The sequence below is a fragment of the Stutzerimonas stutzeri genome, assembly GCF_019090095.1.
Taxonomy (GTDB): Bacteria; Pseudomonadota; Gammaproteobacteria; order Pseudomonadales; family Pseudomonadaceae; genus Stutzerimonas; species Stutzerimonas stutzeri_AN.
Genome location: NZ_JAGQFP010000001.1, coordinates 1,836,728 through 1,855,490 on the forward strand (window position 1 = coordinate 1,836,728; position 18,763 = coordinate 1,855,490).

An 18,763-nucleotide genomic window follows, 5' to 3' on the forward strand; every position below is an offset into this window, starting at 1 on the left:
TCTGTCGTGACTGCCGTCAAACTGATCGTCGGCCTGGGTAATCCAGGCCCTGAATACGACCAGACCCGGCATAACGCAGGGGCCCTTTTCGTTGAGCGTCTGGCTGCCCACAAGGGCGTCAATCTCAGCGTAGATCGCAAGTATTTCGGCCTGGTCGGCAAATTTCGCCATCAGGACGAGGACGTCCGCCTGTTGATTCCCACCACCTATATGAACCGCAGCGGTCAAGCGGTGGCGGCACTGGCCGGATTCTTCCGTATTCCTCCCGAGTCCATCCTGGCCGCCCACGATGAACTCGACATGCCCCCCGGCATCGCCAAGCTCAAGCAGGGCGGCGGCCATGGCGGGCATAACGGGCTTCGCGACATCATCGCCAAGCTTGGCAATCAGGCCAATTTCTACCGCCTGCGTCTGGGCATCGGCCATCCGGGCCACAGCAGCCTGGTGACCGGTTATGTACTGGGCCGCGCACCTCAAGCCGAGCGCGACAAGCTGGACGCCAGCATCGATTTCACCCTCGACGTGCTACCCGACATTCTCGCCGGGGACTGGACGCGCGCGATGCAGCGTCTGCACAGCCAGAAGGCCTGATCGAGCTCGACGCAGAAACGCAAGACAAGGCAACGGCTAAGCGGGGACTGCATATAGCGCATCACGAAGCCGTTTAAACGCAGTTTGGCAACGCAGGCAGCGCAGAGCTGCCAGCCAACACCGAGGCAAAGACACCATGGGATTCAATTGCGGCATCGTCGGTCTGCCCAACGTCGGCAAATCCACCCTGTTCAACGCGCTGACCAAATCCGGTATCGCTGCGGAAAACTTCCCCTTCTGCACCATCGAGCCGAACAGCGGCATCGTACCGATGCCTGATCCGCGCCTGCAGGCTCTGGCTGAGATCGTCAAGCCCGAGCGCATCCTGCCAACGACCATGGAATTCGTCGATATTGCCGGTCTGGTTGAAGGCGCCTCCAAGGGTGAAGGCCTGGGCAACAAGTTTCTCGCCAACATCCGCGAGACCGATGCGATCGCTCACGTCGTGCGTTGCTTCGAAGATGACAACGTCATCCATGTTTCCAACTCGGTCGACCCCAAGCGCGACATCGAAATCATCGAGCTCGAGCTGATCTTTGCCGATCTCGACAGCTGCGAGAAGCAACTGCAGCGCGTGGCCCGCAACGCTAAAGGCGGCGACAAGGAAGCCGTTGCCCAGAAGGCGCTGCTGGAAAAACTGATCCCGCATTTCACCGAAGGCAAACCGGCCCGCACGCTGCTGAAAAAAATCGGCGACGATGAAACCCAACTGGCCAAGGGTTTCCACTTGCTGACCAGCAAGCCGGTGATGTACATCGCCAACGTTGCCGAGGATGGCTTCGAAGACAATCCGCACCTGGACGTCGTCAAGGCCATCGCCGCCGAGGAAGGCGCCGTGGTGGTCCCGGTGTGCAACAAGATCGAAGCGGAAATCGCCGAGCTGGATGATGGCGAGGAGAAGGACATGTTCCTCGAGTCCCTCGGTCTCGAAGAGCCCGGCTTGAATCGCGTGATCCGCGCCGGTTACGAGCTGCTCAACCTGCAGACGTACTTCACCGCTGGCGTGAAGGAAGTTCGCGCCTGGACCGTGAAGGTCGGTGCCACGGCACCCCAGGGCGCTGGTGTCATCCACACGGACTTCGAGAAAGGCTTCATCCGCGCCGAGGTGATCGCCTATAACGACTTCATCCAGTACAAGGGTGAAGCGGGCGCCAAGGAAGCCGGCAAATGGCGCCTGGAAGGCAAGGACTACATCATCAAGGACGGCGACGTGATGCACTTCCGCTTCAACGTTTAAGCAACGCGGACGGCTCAGCACAGCGCGAGCACTCCAAAGACGAAACATCGAAAGGCCGTGCTAATGCGCGGCCTTTTCGTTTTCAGCGCGCTTGATCAGGCAGGGCAAGAGAACCGGGCCATAATCAATCACAGCCCTCGATAGCACGGACGCTCATAACCGGAGTGGCCCTCCAATCAGGAAGGCATTCATCGGAGATCGTCATGCGCAACCTCGATCCGCTTGCCCTAGCTGTAGTTGCTGCCATATCCCTGCCCGTCATCGCAGACCAGAATTCCATCGACGTCGATCAGTCCGGTGTCTCGCTAACGGCTACGGTCACGCAAACCGGAGGCGCTGACAACACGATTTCGATCGTCCAGAGTGGCGCGGCAAACGAAGCGGTTTCACACCAGCTAAGCGGCTTGGGAGACTCTATTAATCAGTATCAACAGAGCAGCTCCAACTACAGCGAAGCGCGTCAGTCGACCACCACCATGGCGGGCGCCATCACCAGCAATAGGATCCTGCAGCACCAGGCAGAGGGTAGCGGCAATATCGCAACTGCCCGTCAGGCTGACTCAACCGCAAGTGTCATATCCCAAGGCCAACATGGCACCTCGAACGTAGCGGAGGGCACACAATCAGGCTCGACCAATGCAGAGATCTACCAGCTGCAGGTAGGCGATACAAACGCTGCCATCGCGAACCAGTCAAACGCCGAAGCCAAATCCAGCAGTAGCCAGTACGGTCGCGAAAACGTAAGCACCACCCTCCAGAACGACACCTTAGGTGACACGGCCTATGTTTGGCAGGACGGCACCGCCAACATCGCCACTATCAGACAGGACACGGGTAGCGTTTCCGATGCCACGATTCTGTCCTTCGGTGCAGGCAACTCGGCGACCGTGATTCAGTTATCTGCCATCGCCTCGAATGCCACCGTTGAAAGCGCTGGCAACGATAACAGTACGACGGTTACCCAGTCCGACATCTTGATGAAATTAACGAGCGAGCAGCGTGGCGACCGGAACCGGCTCGCAGCGAGCCAAGGCGGCCGACAGAACACAGCGGCTGCATCACAGGCCGGCAATGACAATGTTATCGAGCTGACCCAAGCAGGCAGGGACAGCAGTATTGCGGTAGCGCAAACCGGCGACCTCAACACGGCGAGCCTCTCGCAGCACGGCATTGGAAACGAATTGAGTGCGGTGACGGCCGGGAATGACAACAGCATCCTGACCGTTCAGGTTGGGGCGGGCGAGATAAACGAACTGGACCTTGAGCAGAACGGGGACAGCAACATCATCCAGGCCTCGCAAACCAATGAGGGCAACTACGCGCTCATCAGCCAAACCGGCACTTCAAATACCTCGGACGTTTCGCAGCAGGGCGCCGGAGACCATGCCCGCATTCTCCAGAGCGGCGCCTCTAACGCGGCGCAAGTGCTGCAGCGCTAGAGCAGCTTGTCGCCATCAGCCGCGTCCACTCTCGGCGTCAAGGCCTGTTGAGGATCAGCCCGACGCGCTGAAACGCCATGCCAGCGCCGAGCCTCAGCCATTTGTCTGACGACCGGCACGCAATCAAGCCATCCAGTGGGGAATATTCGCCCCGCTTATGCGGTCGGAACAGGCAGACTTGCCGACGCCGGAGCCGTGATGAACAGCCTCACCGAACCCTTGATTCAGCATCTCGACGACACCTTTTTCGACCGGGACGCGCAAATCGTCGCCCAGGATCTCCTAGGCACCGTGATTCGGCACTGCGTCGATGGGATGTGGTTGTCGGCGCGCATCATCGAGACCGAGGCCTATTACGTCGACGAGAAGGCCAGCCACTCATCACTGGGCTACAGTCCGTCGCGACGCGCCATGTTCATGCCCGCCGGCCATCTGTACCTCTATTACTCACGTGGCGGCGACTCACTCAACTTCAGCGTACAGGGCGAAGGCAACGCGGTCTGCATCAAGGCCGGCTACCCTTGGGTCGATTCGCTGTCGTGCGAGGCTTCCATCGAGCGCATGCGCAGCAACAGCCCAGCCGCCGCCGGCGGCCCTCGCCCCCTGACCCGCCTGTGCTCGGGCCAGACGCTGCTGTGCAAGGCGCTGGGACTGACGGTTACCCAATGGAACGCGCAACGCATGGACCCGACCCGCCTGCGCGTGGATGACATCGGCGCGCGCCCTGACATCATCCAGACGACGCGCTTGGGCATTCCAACCGGCCGCGACGAGCACCTGCCCTACCGCTTCGTCGATGCAGGCTTCGCCGCGCACTGCACGCGTAATCCGCTGCGCCGTGGCCAGCTGGAAGGACAGGACTATCATTTGCTGCGCCGCGAACTGCTCGCCAGTTGAGACACCGCTGCACCCTGTCGGATCTTGTCGTGCAACGCCAAGGCGAATTCGCCTGCTCGCAGGTTGCGTAGCGGTACTCGCCTGGCGCCAGTGACGTGCCTGATGCCGACCAGCCTGAAGGTCGACATCAGGGCCACGATAGTGGCCCTTTTGGGCCTGTCCAGACGGCTTAAAGCATACCGCCCTGCCACTCCGCTTCGCGATTAGCCAAGGCCTGAGCGATGGCATCGACATCGTGGGACTCCAGCGCATCCGGCAGCGGATCCGAGCCTACGCTGGCGAACACCTGGCCATAGGCATTGCGTAGATCGGCATACGCCAGATCGCGGCGCAAGTTCGCTTGCAACAAATTCAATTCGCCCTGAATCAATTCCAGCTCGCCGATCCCTTGAGCTTTGTGGCGATTGCGTAGCTGCTCGGCTATCTGCTGATCCAGTGCCGCCAGTTGCTGGCTCGTGGTGAATTCACGCTGAGCCTCCTGGAAGTTTGCATTGGCCACATAAAGCTGCGCCAGGATAGCCATCGACATCGCCTGTCGGCGCATCGTCACCACGTCCTCGCTGGCCTTGGCCACGTCGATAGCAGCGGGCGCCGAGAGCACATTGAACAGGTTCCAGGTAACTTTCACACCGTAATCGGCCCAGCTCTGATTAACCAGAAACGAGTTGCTGTCATAGTGCCCACCCAGCGAGAACTCCAGGCCAGGCAACATGCGCAGCATCGCCTTGCGCGTTTCTGCCGCACCAATGCGCGCCTGGTAGTCCTGCTCACGCAGCTCAGGCCGGTTGACCAGCGCCTCCTGCTCGAGCACCGTCATGTCCGTCGCCAGCTTCGGCATGGGGTAATCGGCGGCGGCTGGCGCTAGCTCGAACTGCGCCCCCATCGGTAGATTGATCAGCGCAGCCAGTTCCGTCTTGGCCAGAGATAAGGCTCGCCGCTGCTGTTCCAACTGACGAGTCGCTTCGATCAGGGAACGCTGGTAGCCGAGTGACTGGACCGGATCGCCAATACGCTGCTCGCTCATGCGCGCACTGTCCTGCCTGGCTTGATCGACGCGTGCCATTTGCTGGTCGATTTGAGCCAGAAGGCGATCGGCGGCCATGGCGCGCCAATATGCCGAACGCACGTCCTGGATGATGGTATGCAGCACTTTTCGCCGACGCTCCTGGACGATCAGACGTTGATCGCCCTGCTGTTTGGCACTGACGTAGCTGACGCCGAAGTCGAGCACGTTCCAGACCATCGTAAGGTCGCCGACCTCACGGTCGCGGTCCTGAGAGGTCGAGGGTTCCAGCGACTGGGTACCGGTGCGAATACTGCGGCTGCTGGATGCGCTGACGTTGTTGCGCCCGGCATAGCCGGCGTTCAGCGCCATGCGTGGCAGCATGTCGAGACGAGACAAATCGACCTGGCGTTCAGCCATGGCCTCTTCCATGACTTTCAGGCGCGCTTCCAGGTTGTACTTGACCGCGCGAGCCATAGCCTGGTGCAACGTCAAAGGCGCGGTCAGTGGTTCCTGCCCACTGAACATGCTGGCCAGATCAGCCTGAGCACGCTGCTCGCTGGCAGCACGCTCGATCGGCTGACTGGTCACAGCGCATCCCCCCATGGCCGCAGCAAGCACACACACCGCCAGTACCTTGTATTCTTTTTTCATCCGTGGGCCGCCCCCAATCGCGGCTTGTGTTCTTGTAATCGGTTGATTCAGGCCGCGGGAACCTTGTCAGCCCATTCGCCAAGGGCCTTGGCCAGTTGATCGATGCGCTGCCGCTCGTTTTCATGCAAGGTTTCGAGTTGCTGCCCCAGACTTGGAGCTCCCAGAAAGCCTTTCTCCTCTATCTCTACCCCATCTCTGCCAAAGAGGTCCCCCTCCCCTTGCCGAGGGACCAGGTTGCCGAACGCAGATGACAATGTGCTGTTACCGAACACGCCGCCATCACCGCCGCCGAACCCCAGGAAGCCGACCCCGGTCCCATCGCCGAACGCCGAGGAACTGAATATCTGGGCCAGATAGCTAGGCGCCAGCGCCTGGTTCTGCAGAAATATGTTACCGATTGGCGGAATTCCCCCACCCAGACTTGGTGCTTCGAATAACGAAGGCGGTACCAGCGGCGGCATCAGCGCCGGTGGTGGCGGCACCGAGAGGGGTGGCGGCGACGAAACCGACGGGGTGATGACCGGAGCGGACGGCGTCGCGACGCGGAATTCCGGGTCGCCCGCATCCAAACCCGCTCTGATCTGTACGCCAGCCGTGCTGGGTATGCCGGCCAGGGCCAAGTTGGCATCGTTGCCGAGCGTATCGCTGAGGCTGCCGCCGTTGCTTTGAATGGTCGTCGCTACCGCGACGCCGGTCAGGTCGACCTGTCCCGGAGCAACGGTGTAGCTGAAAATCAGGGTATTGCCGCCGGAGCCCGACACATATTCGGCGAATACTGTCCCGCCGGTATCGAGCGTAATGGCGATACGCGGCGTACCACCGTTGGCATCAACCACCACCGCGTCGTCGAAGGTAACGGCGAACTCAAGCGTCTGCCCCGCCAGATAGGTCCCATTACTTGGCACCCTGACCGCAGCGACCGCCGGGCCGGTATTATCCGGCGCGTAGGTTTCCCCGCTGAGGCCGGAGGTCAGGTTGTTGCCCGCCTGATCCGTGATGCCGGTCCCTGAGCTATTCAAGTCGAGCCGCAAGGTGCCGTCTCCGGTAATCGACCCGACGGTCACCTCATAGGTCTGCGCATCGATCCGTACGACTGACTGGACGGCCCCCGCGACCGTACCGGTGCCGACCAGCGTAAAGTCGGCCGCGTCGACACCGGTCACCGCTTCGTTGAAGTGCAGCGTATAGCGGACGGAGTTGGCGGAGGTTGGCGTCGTATCGACCCGTATCAAACCCGAAGCGATCGGCGCCGTGGTATCCACCAACACACCGCTGGTTGCGCCTACCGCATTCAAGGTGAGATCGAGACCATTGCCGGCTGCGTCTCGGGTCGTTCCGCCGTTGAGGTCCAGAGCACTCACGGCGATGCCATCGCCGTCGGTGTCGCCCGCCTGCACGCTGTACTGGAAGACCAACGCGGTGCTGCCGGAGCCGGACACGTACGTCGCGTAACGGGTCACGCCGCCGATATCCAATGCCAGTCGCGGAGTACCGCCGCCAGTATCGACCAGCACGGCCTCGCTGGCATTGACGGTGAAGTTCAACACATCGCCAGCGTTGTAGGCGCCACTGGCCGGAACCGATACCGACGCCACGGTCGGCGTGACCGCATCGACCAACACCCCACTGGTCGAACCGACGCCGTTGAGCGTAGTGCCGGCCCCGTTGCCTACCGCATCGCGCAGCGTGCCACCGTTGGTATCGAGCGTGCCGCCCACGGATATGCCGTTGCTGTCCAACTGGCCGCTCTGCACCGTGTAGCGGAACACCAAGGCGCTGGTGCCCGAACCAGAGACATAACTGGCGTAGACGGTGCCGCCGGTGTCCAGGGTAATGGCCAGACGCGGCGTACCGCCGCTGGTATCGACTAAAACCGCCTCACTGTAGTTGATGATGAAGTCCAGGTTCTGCCCGGCTACGTAAGTGCCGTTGGCCGGAACGGATACACTGCCAACCGACGGCACGTCGCGGTCAACGCTGTAAGCCTCGCCAGCCAAACCGCCGCCGATTGCGTTATCGGCAGTGTCAACGATCCCGGTACCGCTGTTATTGAGGTCGAGCCCAATGCTGCCGGTACCGCTCACGCCACTGACCAGCACGGCATACGTCCGGCCATCAATCTGTGTAACGGAGGTGATGCTGCCGCCGGCCGAGCCGCCAAGCACCAAGCTGAAGTCAGAGGCATCCACACCGGAGACATCTTCATCGAAGGTCACTTTGAAATTGAGCGAGCCCGCATTGCTTGGATTGGCGTCGATGCGCACGATACCGCTGGCCATCGGCGCCGTGGTATCCACCAACACACCGCTGGTTGCGCCTACCGAATTCAAGGTGAGATCGAGGCCATTGCCGGCTGCGTCGCGGGTCGTTCCGCCGTTGAGGTCAAGAGCACTCACGGCGATGCCATCGCCGTCGGTATCGCCCGCCTGCACGCTGTACTGGAAGACCAGCGCCGTGCTGCCGGAGCCGGACACGTACGTCGCGTAACGGGTCACGCCGCCGATATCCAATGCCAGTCGCGGAGTACCGCCGCCAGTATTGACCAGCACGGCCTCGCTGGCATTGACGGTGAAGTTCAACACATCGCCAGCGTTGTAGGCGCCACTGGCCGGAACCGATACCGACGCCACGGTCGGCGTGACCGCATCGACCAACACCCCACTGGTCGAACCGACGCCGTTGAGCGTAGTGCTAGCCCCATTGCCCACCGCATCGCGCAGCGTGCCACCGTTGGTATCGAGCGTGGTGCCGCCCACGGATATGCCGTTGCTATCCAGCTGGCCGCTCTGCACCGTGTAGCGGAACACCAAGGCGCTGGTGCCCGAACCGGAGACATAACTGGCGTAGACGGTGCCGCCGGTGTCCAGGGTAATAGCCAGACGCGGCGTACCGCCGCTGGTATCGACTAAAACCGCCTCACTGTAGTTGATGATGAAGTCCAGGTTCTGCCCGGCTACGTAAGTGCCGTTGGCAGGTACACTGACGGAGCCGGCGGTAGGTGCTACGCCGTCGACGATAATATCGTGCTGACCGGCAATCGAACTGGCCCCGCCAGTGACTGGCAAGGTCAAGACCGCATCGTCGTTGGTCGCACTGCGGATGGTCGCGCCGTTCAGCGACAGCGCGCCAGTCGATTGATAGTCGAGGTCGGCGGTCAAGTCCTCGGCCTGCACGGTATAGCTGAAGCTCAGCGTGTTGCTGCCGGAACCGGAAACATAGGTCGCCTGACGATCAGTAGCGCCGGTCTCCAGCAAGAGCGTCGGCGAGCCACCGGCGGTAATCACCGTAACCGCCTGGTCGAAGGTCATGGTCACGGTGATGACATCACCGATTTTGTAGCCACCATCTGGGTTGCTGACGTTCACCGAGGTGACGACCGGGTTCAGGCTGTTCACGCTGATCGCGATGGTGTCGGTATCCGTCTGGTTACCACCCGAGCCGGACAACCCTAGATCATTAGTCGCTATCTGCAGTGAAGCCGGGCCGTTGTATCCGCCAGTGGGGCTGAAGACCATGCCATTCAACGCCAGGTTGATGTCGGCCACGCTCCCTTCGAAGGTCATAACGCTATTGGCAGTACCACTGCCCGTGATGAAACTCAGCCCGGCAGTACCCGACAGGGTGATCAGGCCATTGCTAGCGGTGAGCATCACCCGAACGATGCCACCACCGACGTCCACATCGCTGATGGATACCTGGTTGCCATTACCGCTGGAGAAGACCAATAGGCTGTCTTGGTCCGTCGATTGGGCTGCGGGAATACTGTTGACCGGTGAATCGTTCACCGCGGTGACCGTCAGCGTGACCGTGGTGGAATCGCTCTGGGCCCCGCCGCTGCCAGCATTGCCACCGTCGTTGATGCCCACCGTGAGTACTACGTTGCTGGTGGCGTTGAGTGCGGTCTGGAAGCTCACCCCGCTGGCAGCAATGAACGCATTGATATCGGCGACGGTACCCGTCAGGGTCAGGCTGCCCGAGCCCGATCCCGCCACCGTCACACCCGATCCGCTGCTGGCCGATAGGGTACCGGAAGCCACCGAGAAGGTCCCAACGACAATGCTGCTGCCGGCATCGACGTCAGCGAAGCTGATGCCGGTGAGGGCAGCGCTGACATCTTCCGCCACACCGATGGAAACCGGCGCAGTAATGACCGGCGCATCGTTGACCGCCGCGACCTGCAACGTGACGGTGTCGCTGTCGGTCTGGGCTCCGCCGCTGCCCGTGTTGCCGCCATCGTCGATTGCCACGGTCAGGATCACGTTGGCCGTAGCATTGGCCTCCGTGGTGAAGGCCAGGTTGTTACCCGCGATGAAGGCATTGATGTTGGCAACCGTGCCGGTCAAGGTCAGCGCGCTGCTGGTGCCACCGACAGTCACACCGCCGCCGCTGGTTGCGCTGAGCGTACCGCTGGCCACCGAGAAAGTGGCGGTGACGGTGCCACCGCCAGCATCGGTATCGCTGAAGCTGATGCCGGTCAACGCGCTGGCCGCATCCTCGGTCACGAGGATATTCGCCGGCACGCTGGCCACAGGTGCGTCGTTGACTGCGATAACGCTGACCTGCTTGGTCGCCGTATTGCTGCTATCGCTGCCGTCATTGACCGTGAAGCTGATGGTGCGGTTGGCGGTGCCGGGCGTATCCGAGCTGTTGCTGTAGGTGACGCTGCGCAACGCGGCCTGCCATTGAGCAAGCATGGCAGTGCCGCCAGCCGACGTCAGGGTCAGCACGCCGGTGCCAGCGTTATAGCTGGCGCTGATGTTGCCCATGGTGCTGCCGTCGTTGACGAAGGCGAGCACATCTTGGCCGCTGGCGAAGCTGCCCGTGATGGCCACGGTGGCACTGGCTGACGTGGTGTTGTCCACATCGCTTAGCGTCAGGCCGCTGTCGATCACCGTGGCGCTGCCATCTTCCGTGAACGCGCTGGTACCGCCGGACGTTGTGACCACGGGTGCATCGTTCACGGCGGTAACGGTTACCGAGATGGTGCCGTCGGCCGGGCCGGTGTTGGCGGCATCGCGGATGCGCGTGGTGATGATGAAGTTCTGGTCGTTGTTGGCCGAAGGGGCCAGCGCCACGGCGGCCAGCGCCGCGTTCACATCGGCCACCGAGCCGGTGACTGTCCATACGCCCGTGCCGGCGTTGTAGGTGGAGGTGGCCGAACCGAAGGTGCCGGTGGACAACGAGCCCGCTGCGGGATCGGACAGCGTGAGCGTGGCGGTGATGGTGTCGCCGGTGTCCACGTCGGTCACCACGATATCGTCCAGCGCTACCACACTGCCGCCTTCGGTCGCGGCCTTGCTCTGGGTGAGATTGGTGGCGGTCGGCGCGTCGTTCACCGGCGTGACATCCAGCGTGATGGTGCCATCGGCCGGGCCGGTATTGGCAGCGTCGCGAATGCGCGTGGCGATGGCGACATCCTGATCCCAGTTCGCCACCGGCGTGAAAGCAACGGCTGCCAGCGCCGCGTTCACGTCGGCCACCGAGCCGGTGACCGACCACACGCCAGTGCCGGCGTTGTAGGAGGAGATGGCCGAGCCGAAGGTGCCGGTGGTCAAGGAGCCGGCCGATGTATTGTTTAGTGTCAGCGTCGCGGTAATGGTGTCGCCCCCATCGGCATCGCTAACCACGATATCGCCGATCGCCACGCTGCCACCGGGATCCTCGGTATAGGTAACGGTCTGGTTCAGGTTGGTAGCCGTGGGGGGGGAGTTCGGGATGTAGTTGGTATCGGTAGTACCACCGGCCGTGGTGAGAATGGTGGAAATCGCCGTCCCTGCGGATCCGTTCATGCCTCCGGAAACGGCAGCAGCACCGCCAGCACCGCCAGCACCAACGTTACCGGACAAGCTGGAGACCGTTGAGCTATCCAGCTGCACCGTACCGCCGGCGTTCCAGATGGCGCCGACACCCGCACCACCATTGCCGCCATTACCGGTGCGCCCATAACCAGCCTGATAGCTGGATACCCCGCCGCCACCGCCACCGCCCGCCCCAAGGTTGTTGGTGATAGTGGAACTGGTAATCGTCAGGAGACCGGTGCTGGTGTTGTAGATACCGCCCGTAGCTGCCGCTCCCCTGCCACCAGCCGCCGAGGCTCCCATACCACCACCGCCGCCGCCGATACTGGTGCTGCCATTGCTGGCGGTGCCACCCGCGCCACCCGCCGTGTAACCGGCGGTGTTACCTCCTCCGCTATAACTGCCGCCACTACCGCCACTGGCGTTCCCGCCTCTACCACCCGCAAAACTCGACCCACCCGCACCGCTACCACCGGTAATACCCGAGGGTGCTGTGGCTCCAAAGGCGGTTCCTGGGCTGCCACCGCCCGTACCGCCCGCGGTAGAGCCAAAACCACCGCCACCACCGCCGCCGCCAGCATAGTTACCGCCAACGTCACCACCACCGCCGCCACCACCCGAGGCCTTGTTGCCGATGATCGTGCTATTGCTGATGGTCAGCACACCGCTGTTGTAGATGCCTGCACCCAAGCTATCAACGGCGTTTGCGGTTTCATTAGCACCGTTGCCGATGATCAATCCATTGGAAATCGTCAGGTTATCAATGGCCACAGCAGAGCCAGCGCCCGAGGTAGCGACACTCAGCACGCGCGCCAGATTGTTGCCGCTCAGGGTGAAGCCGCCGCCGACGATGCTCATGGTATGGCCGTCGGTAACGTTGATCGACAGGGTGTCAGCCGCTGAAGCGAAGGTGATATTGCCGGTGAGGGTGATCAGGTCATCAATGCCATCGGTGTTGCCCGTGGCGATCGCTGCCTTGAGCCCGGCGACGCTGTTAACGCTGGTAGTCACCAGTACGTGATCGTAGCTGTCGAGCTGGGAAAGGTTCAGCGCATAACTGGCCGCTACGTCACCGGTGGTGATTTCCAAGTCCCAATCTGCGCCTTTGGCGCTACCACCAGTTCCGTCATCGGACGCAGCGATATCGGCCCCCGTCATGCTGGCCAGCTGCGATAAAAAAGCCTGCCCTTCGCTGCCCGCACCCACTTCGCAACCGTAGAGCAGGATGTCGCCATCCGTGGTCAGGGCCTCGCCGATGCTCTGCAGTTGGCTGCTGTAATCGCCGAGATTGCCTTCGAACAGTGGCGCGTTACCCAACAACAGCACCCCGGCGTCGCCGTGGGAAATGATATGGATGGCGTCGATACCGCTACGGCCTGCCAGGGCATCGGCGATCTGCTGCACCCCATTCTGATCCGTGCTCAGCAACACCACTTCGGCATCCGGCGAAACGGACTGCAGCAGGGCCTGGTAATCCGGCACACGCGTGTCGACGAAGACGATTTCCTTACGGCCGCCATCCGTATCCGGCACCAGGCCGGCATGAGAGCTGTCACTGGCATCCTGGCTCGTTACCGTGCTGGTGGCATCGCCATGACTGTTGTCCGCGGAGTCATCGGCGCTCGGAACATCGCTGGCCACGGTGGCGGCAATGGCTCCGTCAAACATCATGCGCGGTTCGAGTGCACTCATCAGCGGATGTGGGCGCGACAGCCGATGCGCATTCGACGACTCGGACGACTGAGAGCTCTTAGGTGCCTCGGCCTGCTTGGATTTACCCCACCACATGATTCTGTCCCTCGAAATAATGGTGTCCAGACCGAACCTTTAGCCGGTCAAGCGTGCTTGCTATGGATGCTTTGCGCTTTCCGCGACCCTGATCACATTGGCTTCACTGCTACGCGGGTCCTTCCAGAAGTCGAGCCCGGCGTATTGTTCGAACAGGTCGGGCGGCAGAATGGTGCGGCGCGCCTCCGCTTCCACCTTCGGCCGCACCTTGTGCAGCCCTCTCAAACCGAGGGCTTGGTCGAATTCGGGCGCGTCGTACTCGATATGATCGAAGTCATGCTCGAACCAGGGCTCTCCGAGGAAATCGTAGACCAGGCGCAACACCTTCTCGGGCGTCGCCGCCAGCAGGTCGTACTCCACCAGCAGCAACGACTTGGCGTGCTCGCCGTAATAAGCATCCTTCAACGCCGCCCAGGCGAACCCGACCAGGCGGTTGCGCTGGGCCAGGGTATCGACGCGGCTATAGACGGTATTGCGCTCGACATCGTCGCCGAACAGCTTGGTATGTTCGTAGGGATTGGCGCGATAGAGCCGCTCGATGCTATCCATCACCCAGGCGACATTACGCACGCATGCGATCACCTTGGCCTGAGGGAACAGATCCATCAACGCGGGGAGCTTGGCGCACCATTGGCGGTTGGTGTCGAAGACGATACCCCTATCAGCCTGCTCGGCGTAGTAATTGCTGAACAACCCTGTCAGCAAACGCTTGCGCTGCGCCTGGGTGATAACGGGACCGAACTCGCTGCCGGCGCTGAACTGATTGAGCATCCCTGAAAACAGCGCTCCGACGGGGCTGGTCATGCCGGCATGAAAGCGCGGATTCTGCCTCAACAGCGCGGCCAGCAGCGTAGAGCCTGACCGGGGTAAACCCGAGATGAAATGAAACGTCGGCACTACCTGCTCTCTTTCTTATTCCATTAATCGCCTAATCGTAGCCGCGGTATTTGATACTTACCAGCGCATAGAGATAAGTTCCGTCTCGGAAAAAAAATAAATCGACTGCCCGGTCTTCAGGTAGTCCGCCATCGTCCCCAGCACGAGACCCTTTGCTATGTCATTGGATGGACCGTCCAACGCTCCCGACCGTCAGCAACGCGAAGCACGTCACGGTCATCGCGGGAGCGCCATCTTGCTGACCGGATTGCCCGCTGCCGGTAAATCGACGCTGGCCCATGCCTTGGAAGCACGGCTTTTCGCGCATGGCGGGCAGTGTCTGGTGCTCGATGGCGACCAACTGCGCGCCGGGCTCAGTCGCGACCTGGGTTTCAGCGAAAACGAGCGTGAAGAGAACCTGCGCCGCGCCGCGGAAGTAGCCGCCCTGCTGGTAAATGCGGGGATGATCGTGGTTATGGCCATGATCGCCCCACTGGCGAGGCATCGGCAGCTCTTGGCCGAGCGGCTGGGCGCCGATTACCGCGAGGTCTGGTGCTGCGCCTCGCTGCGCAACTGTGAGCACCGCGACCCCAAGGGCCACTACGCCCTGGCCAGGGCCGGGAAACTCCCGGGTTTTACCGGCATCTCTGCCCCGTATGAACCACCGCAAGCCCCGGCACTGACACTCGATTGCGACAAGTGCAGTGTGGCGGACAATGTCGAGCGGCTGCTGCAGTGGATGACCAGCGAAGGACTACTCGGCTCGCTCATGCAGCCACGCGATGGCGCCAGTTTTGACAGGGACGGTGCGAAGCGCATCTGCGAAGGCTAGCCGAACAGCGCAATAGCGAAGCCCTACGAAGATCCCGCACGGCCCGCGCAACCCCAGCACGCTTCGCCGTAACAAGCACCGGGCTTTAGCCGAACGTTTACTTCTTCGACATTTCAACTAAAACTCTCCGAGCGTCGCTTCAGTGTGCCACTACGATGGCCGCGGGAGATGTCGCCCTTCATGCAGGTGACCATCCAGAACCAGGAGTAGATTCATGGAAGTATTTATCGGCACCATTCAACCCTTCGCCTTCAACTTCGCACCACGCGGCTGGGCATTGTGTAACGGCCAGACCATGTCGATTGCCCAAAACACCGCGATGTTCTCGCTGCTGGGGACCATCTATGGTGGCAACGGGCAAACCACCTTCAACCTGCCCGACCTGCAAGGGCGTATGCCCATCGGCATGGGCCAGGGGCCAGGGTTGCCGCTCCATAACATCGGTGAGGCCTCGGGCTCGCCCTCGACGGTGCTGACCAGCGGTCAGCTACCTACGCACACCCACGCCGTGCAGGTACAAGTGGGCGGCGCGGCGTCCAATCCCGCTCTCGCCCCCAGCGCGACCAATCAATTTCTCGGCGCCTCTATCGGCGGTTCCCCGGCGGCTGCAGCCATCTGGTCGGACACCCTATCCTCGCCGGTCACCATGGGTGGCGCACAGGCTGGTCTGGCCGGCAACAGCCAGCCGGTGGATATCATGAACCCCTACCTGGCATTGAACTTCAGCATCGCCATTCTGGGAATATTCCCTTCGCGCAATTAAGCAGGCGGTCAAAAATCGACCTGCGCGGCCCTTCTTAAAGCGAGAGGCGTTAGGACAGGCTCCTGTGCGAGCAGGTCGCTGCTTAGCCCACTGTTGCGGGGCCGCTCTGTCATCTCGGCTCACGGCTACGCCGTTCGGCGGACTGCCAAGCCGGCCGAGCTGACTCGCCTGAATGGACTGACGCGGCGTCTTGCGCCGTCCATCACCACCGAACGTCTGAAGGAAAAAAAGATGCTGAACCTCATCAGCGCGGAGCATTTTCTCCAACTGCAAGGCCAGGTCTGCGAGTTCGCCGCGGATACGGGTGAAACACTGTTGCTCCGGGTAGACTCGGTCAATCTGAAGCCCAACGCCCGCATGCCCAGTGCCTCGGCGGAAACGCGCGTGCCGTTCTCGGTCGGGCTGACTGCCATGCAGCCAACCGGATTCATGGACGGCAGCTGCACGGTAGAGCTGCCGCAACTGGGCCGAGTCTCGCAGTTGATGGTGTTGCGCGAAGCGGCGCTGGATCGTGACCCCACGCAGCACTATTTCCAGATTCTGTTCAACTGAGCGCAACCGAGGGATACCAGACCAGGCGGTCGGCCACCGGCTGGGTCTCCTCGACCCGGAAGCCCAACTCCAGATATAGCCGCCTGGCCTCCACATTGTTGCGCCACACCACGACCGCAACCGGGCTGGCGACTTGTTGCGCCGCGCGCTGTACGCCCCGCAGGACGATCTTCCCGTAACCCCGCCCGCGCACGGCGGGAATCAGCGCGAGGTAGATCAGGCGCACCTCGTTATGACCGAAATCGACCGTTACCGCGCCAATCGTCGAGCCGGCTTTTTCGATAACCAAATGCATGGCATTGGGGTAATGGGCGCCCATTCCCGCTTGCTGCACCTGATATTGGTTGGCGACCACGGTATCAATCAGTTCGGCTTCGCCATCGATCCATTGCAAATCCGCCCGGCTCGATTGATACAGGCGTTGTAGAAAAGGCTCATCGCTCGGCCTGGCCGGACGCATACCGATACCGTCCGCCAGGGATGAAAGATCGCTCATGCAACACTCCTTATTAGCGCGCTTAACCCAGCTGCCGCAGACGCAGCGCCTCGAGGTCCTGATAGGGCTCCGCAGCCCAGCGACTGACCGCCTCACGCAACGACGCACAAGCGCCGTCACGCTTACCCTGGCCATCCGCGACAAAGACCTGCTCCGGCCGTTTGGCGTTTTGCCCACTGCTCGCCAGGGCCGCGGCGACCTGAGCGGCATCGAGTCCGAACAGCGTGCGCAACCTGCCGTCCAGCGCCATTGGCAGCTCGTTGTAATTGAGTAGCAGACCGCCATATTGACGATGCAGATCGACAGCGGTTTGCAGGAGCCGACCGAGGCGACGAGCAATGAAGGCCTCGCGCGGCGTCGATGGTTCGCCCGCCAGGTTCAGCGGCGACTCGCCAATCAAGCCAGGCACCATATGCATGCCCGGCTGTTGCCAATGCGAGGCCGCGATTTCCAGCGGGTCGCGGTAGAGGAACAACCAGGGCGTATCGGGAAAGCAGCGACGGAGCAGCGGCAGCTCATAAAGATTCCAGGCATCCAGCTTGACCACCAGGTGTGACGCTCGAGCATTACGACGCTGGCCCAGCGCCGAGAGCATGGCGCGAACAGCCGCGTGCTGCTCAGCACCCTGCAGCTCGCTGCGGTAATGCGCGCGCAGCAACTGATCCAGCGGCGGCGGTTCGGACAGCACGATGTGTGTATCGAGCCGCGCCAGCATCTGCGCCAGCAGGGTCGAGCCACAGCGCGACGCGTGAAAGACGAACGCAGTGGGCATCAGACCCGGGCTCGCCGCCTGCCAGTCGAGAAGCGCCGCCAATGGCGTATCGCGACGAAACGCCTGATTGAACGGCAATCGCAGCGCCAGATCCACCTCATCGCGATAGAACGGCTGGGTCAATTGCTGCTCGCCAAACCAGCACCAGTCGACACGCCATTCGCCGTCGCCTGGCCAGGCCCTGATCGGCAACCAGCCGTGCATCTCGTCGACCGCCTGCGGAGCAACCGTCAGGCTCGCCATAACGCAGCCCACTCGCTCCTGCCCTGACGCATCGCCGCACGAACGTCAGCCGCAGAAAACTCCAACCCCAACTCCGCCCCCAGCTTAAGTGTCGCCTCGATGAATTCCCCCTTGTCGGTCAGGGTACGCAGGCGCTGCGCCAGATCGGCATCGCGCGCGATGATTCGGCGCAAGCGTGCGAATGCCTGCATCGCCGCACTGGGTTGCAGCACGGGTGTGGTTGCCTGGCCCTCGACGATTGCTCGCAACAGCCATGCCTGCGGCAAACAGTCGAGCACCAGGTGAACGCGTGGCGAGTCGCTGGGGTTGGTCACACGATGCGGGCGGGACAGATCGAGAAACCAGCACTCACCTGGCCGCATCGGTACCTGCAGGCCGTCGAGCAGAAACTCGACCCCCGTTGGGCTGAGCAGCGGGATATGCAGACGAAGATCGCTGCCGGGCAGGCCCAGATCGTGGTCACAATGTTCCTGGATCGCCGACCCCGGCCCCAGGCGTAGCAGGCGCGCGCTGCGCAGCGAAGCTTGAAAGTGGCCGAGCACCTCGTGCCAAGCGGGCTCATCCCGCCACCAGGCACTGCGACGTGGGGCGCCACGCCCAGGCGCGAGCGGCAGGGGCGCATCCTCGGGGCTGATCAACGCCACTCCGCTCCAGTCGCCCTGATAGTAGGTGCTGTTGAAATGCGCTTGCCAGGCATCAACCGGTATCCGCTGCAACGCTTCGAGCAGCGGCGGCATCTCGCAGCGAAGGGACAAGCGCGAACAGAGCGGTAGCGGGCTGTCAGCCATGCCAGTTTCCTTGGTTGAGTGGTATCGGCAGCAG

The 18,763-nt window shown here is 62.0% G+C and carries 13 protein-coding genes; 7 read left to right on the top strand and 6 right to left on the bottom strand.

What is annotated here, in order from left to right; translation table 11 throughout:
• Positions 1 to 6: 6 nt before the first annotated feature.
• From pth to KVO92_RS08000, 4 genes are all read left to right on the top strand, one after another.
• Positions 7 to 591: an aminoacyl-tRNA hydrolase gene (gene pth, locus KVO92_RS07985; RefSeq protein WP_217475061.1), complete on the top strand. Its 585-nt coding sequence runs from the start codon at positions 7 to 9 to the stop codon at positions 589 to 591.
• A 136-nt stretch (positions 592 to 727) separates the two neighbouring features.
• Positions 728 to 1,828, top strand: a complete 1,101-nt coding sequence (ychF, locus tag KVO92_RS07990; RefSeq protein WP_217475062.1) for a redox-regulated ATPase YchF — start codon at positions 728 to 730, stop codon at positions 1,826 to 1,828.
• 203 nt (positions 1,829 to 2,031) lie between these two features.
• Entirely contained in the window at positions 2,032 to 3,267 is a 1,236-nt protein-coding gene (locus KVO92_RS07995) for a hypothetical protein (RefSeq protein WP_217475063.1), read from the top strand.
• Positions 3,268 to 3,465: 198 nt separating this feature from the next.
• A complete protein-coding gene (locus tag KVO92_RS08000) occupies positions 3,466 to 4,164 on the top strand; it encodes a DNA-3-methyladenine glycosylase (protein ID WP_217475064.1) in 699 nt (232 codons plus the stop codon).
• 169 nt (positions 4,165 to 4,333) lie between these two features.
• Here KVO92_RS08000 and KVO92_RS08005 read toward each other — a convergent pair whose 3' ends face one another.
• From KVO92_RS08005 to KVO92_RS08015, 3 genes are all read right to left on the bottom strand, one after another.
• Positions 4,334 to 5,821 (bottom strand): TolC family protein, encoded by a 1,488-nt coding sequence (locus KVO92_RS08005; RefSeq protein ID WP_217475065.1) that lies wholly within the window; start codon positions 5,819 to 5,821, stop codon positions 4,334 to 4,336.
• Positions 5,822 to 5,868: 47 nt separating this feature from the next.
• Complete coding sequence (locus KVO92_RS08010) at positions 5,869 to 13,290, bottom strand: DUF4347 domain-containing protein (RefSeq protein WP_217475066.1); 7,422 nt, start codon at positions 13,288 to 13,290, stop codon at positions 5,869 to 5,871.
• Positions 13,291 to 13,467: 177 nt separating this feature from the next.
• The gene (locus KVO92_RS08015) at positions 13,468 to 14,304 is read right to left on the bottom strand and encodes a sulfotransferase family protein (protein WP_217475067.1); all 837 of its coding nucleotides are present in this window, start codon (positions 14,302 to 14,304) and stop codon (positions 13,468 to 13,470) included.
• Between the two features lie 157 nt (positions 14,305 to 14,461).
• Here KVO92_RS08015 and cysC point away from each other — a divergent pair, with 157 nt between their 5' ends.
• From cysC to KVO92_RS08030, 3 genes are all read left to right on the top strand, one after another.
• On the top strand, positions 14,462 to 15,115 hold the full coding sequence (gene cysC, locus KVO92_RS08020) for an adenylyl-sulfate kinase (protein ID WP_217475068.1): 654 nt from the start codon (positions 14,462 to 14,464) through the stop codon (positions 15,113 to 15,115).
• A 214-nt stretch (positions 15,116 to 15,329) separates the two neighbouring features.
• The gene (locus KVO92_RS08025; protein WP_045163371.1) at positions 15,330 to 15,878 is read left to right on the top strand and encodes a phage tail protein; all 549 of its coding nucleotides are present in this window, start codon (positions 15,330 to 15,332) and stop codon (positions 15,876 to 15,878) included.
• Positions 15,879 to 16,109: 231 nt separating this feature from the next.
• A complete protein-coding gene (locus KVO92_RS08030) occupies positions 16,110 to 16,430 on the top strand; it encodes a DUF6916 family protein (RefSeq protein WP_217475069.1) in 321 nt (106 codons plus the stop codon).
• Here KVO92_RS08030 and KVO92_RS08035 read toward each other — a convergent pair.
• Genes KVO92_RS08035 through KVO92_RS08045 form a run of 3 tightly spaced genes read right to left on the bottom strand, consistent with a single transcriptional unit; the run spans position 16,423 to position 18,729 of the window.
• Positions 16,423 to 16,926: a GNAT family N-acetyltransferase gene (locus tag KVO92_RS08035; RefSeq protein ID WP_217475070.1), complete on the bottom strand. Its 504-nt coding sequence runs from the start codon at positions 16,924 to 16,926 to the stop codon at positions 16,423 to 16,425. The genes KVO92_RS08030 and KVO92_RS08035 overlap by 8 nt on opposite strands.
• Positions 16,927 to 16,948: 22 nt before the next feature.
• Positions 16,949 to 17,941 (bottom strand): sulfotransferase family protein, encoded by a 993-nt coding sequence (locus tag KVO92_RS08040; RefSeq protein ID WP_217475071.1) that lies wholly within the window; start codon positions 17,939 to 17,941, stop codon positions 16,949 to 16,951.
• Entirely contained in the window at positions 17,929 to 18,729 is an 801-nt protein-coding gene (locus tag KVO92_RS08045; protein WP_217475072.1) for an aspartyl/asparaginyl beta-hydroxylase domain-containing protein, read from the bottom strand. The genes KVO92_RS08040 and KVO92_RS08045 overlap by 13 nt, the downstream gene beginning before the upstream one ends.
• Positions 18,730 to 18,763 lie beyond the last annotated feature (34 nt).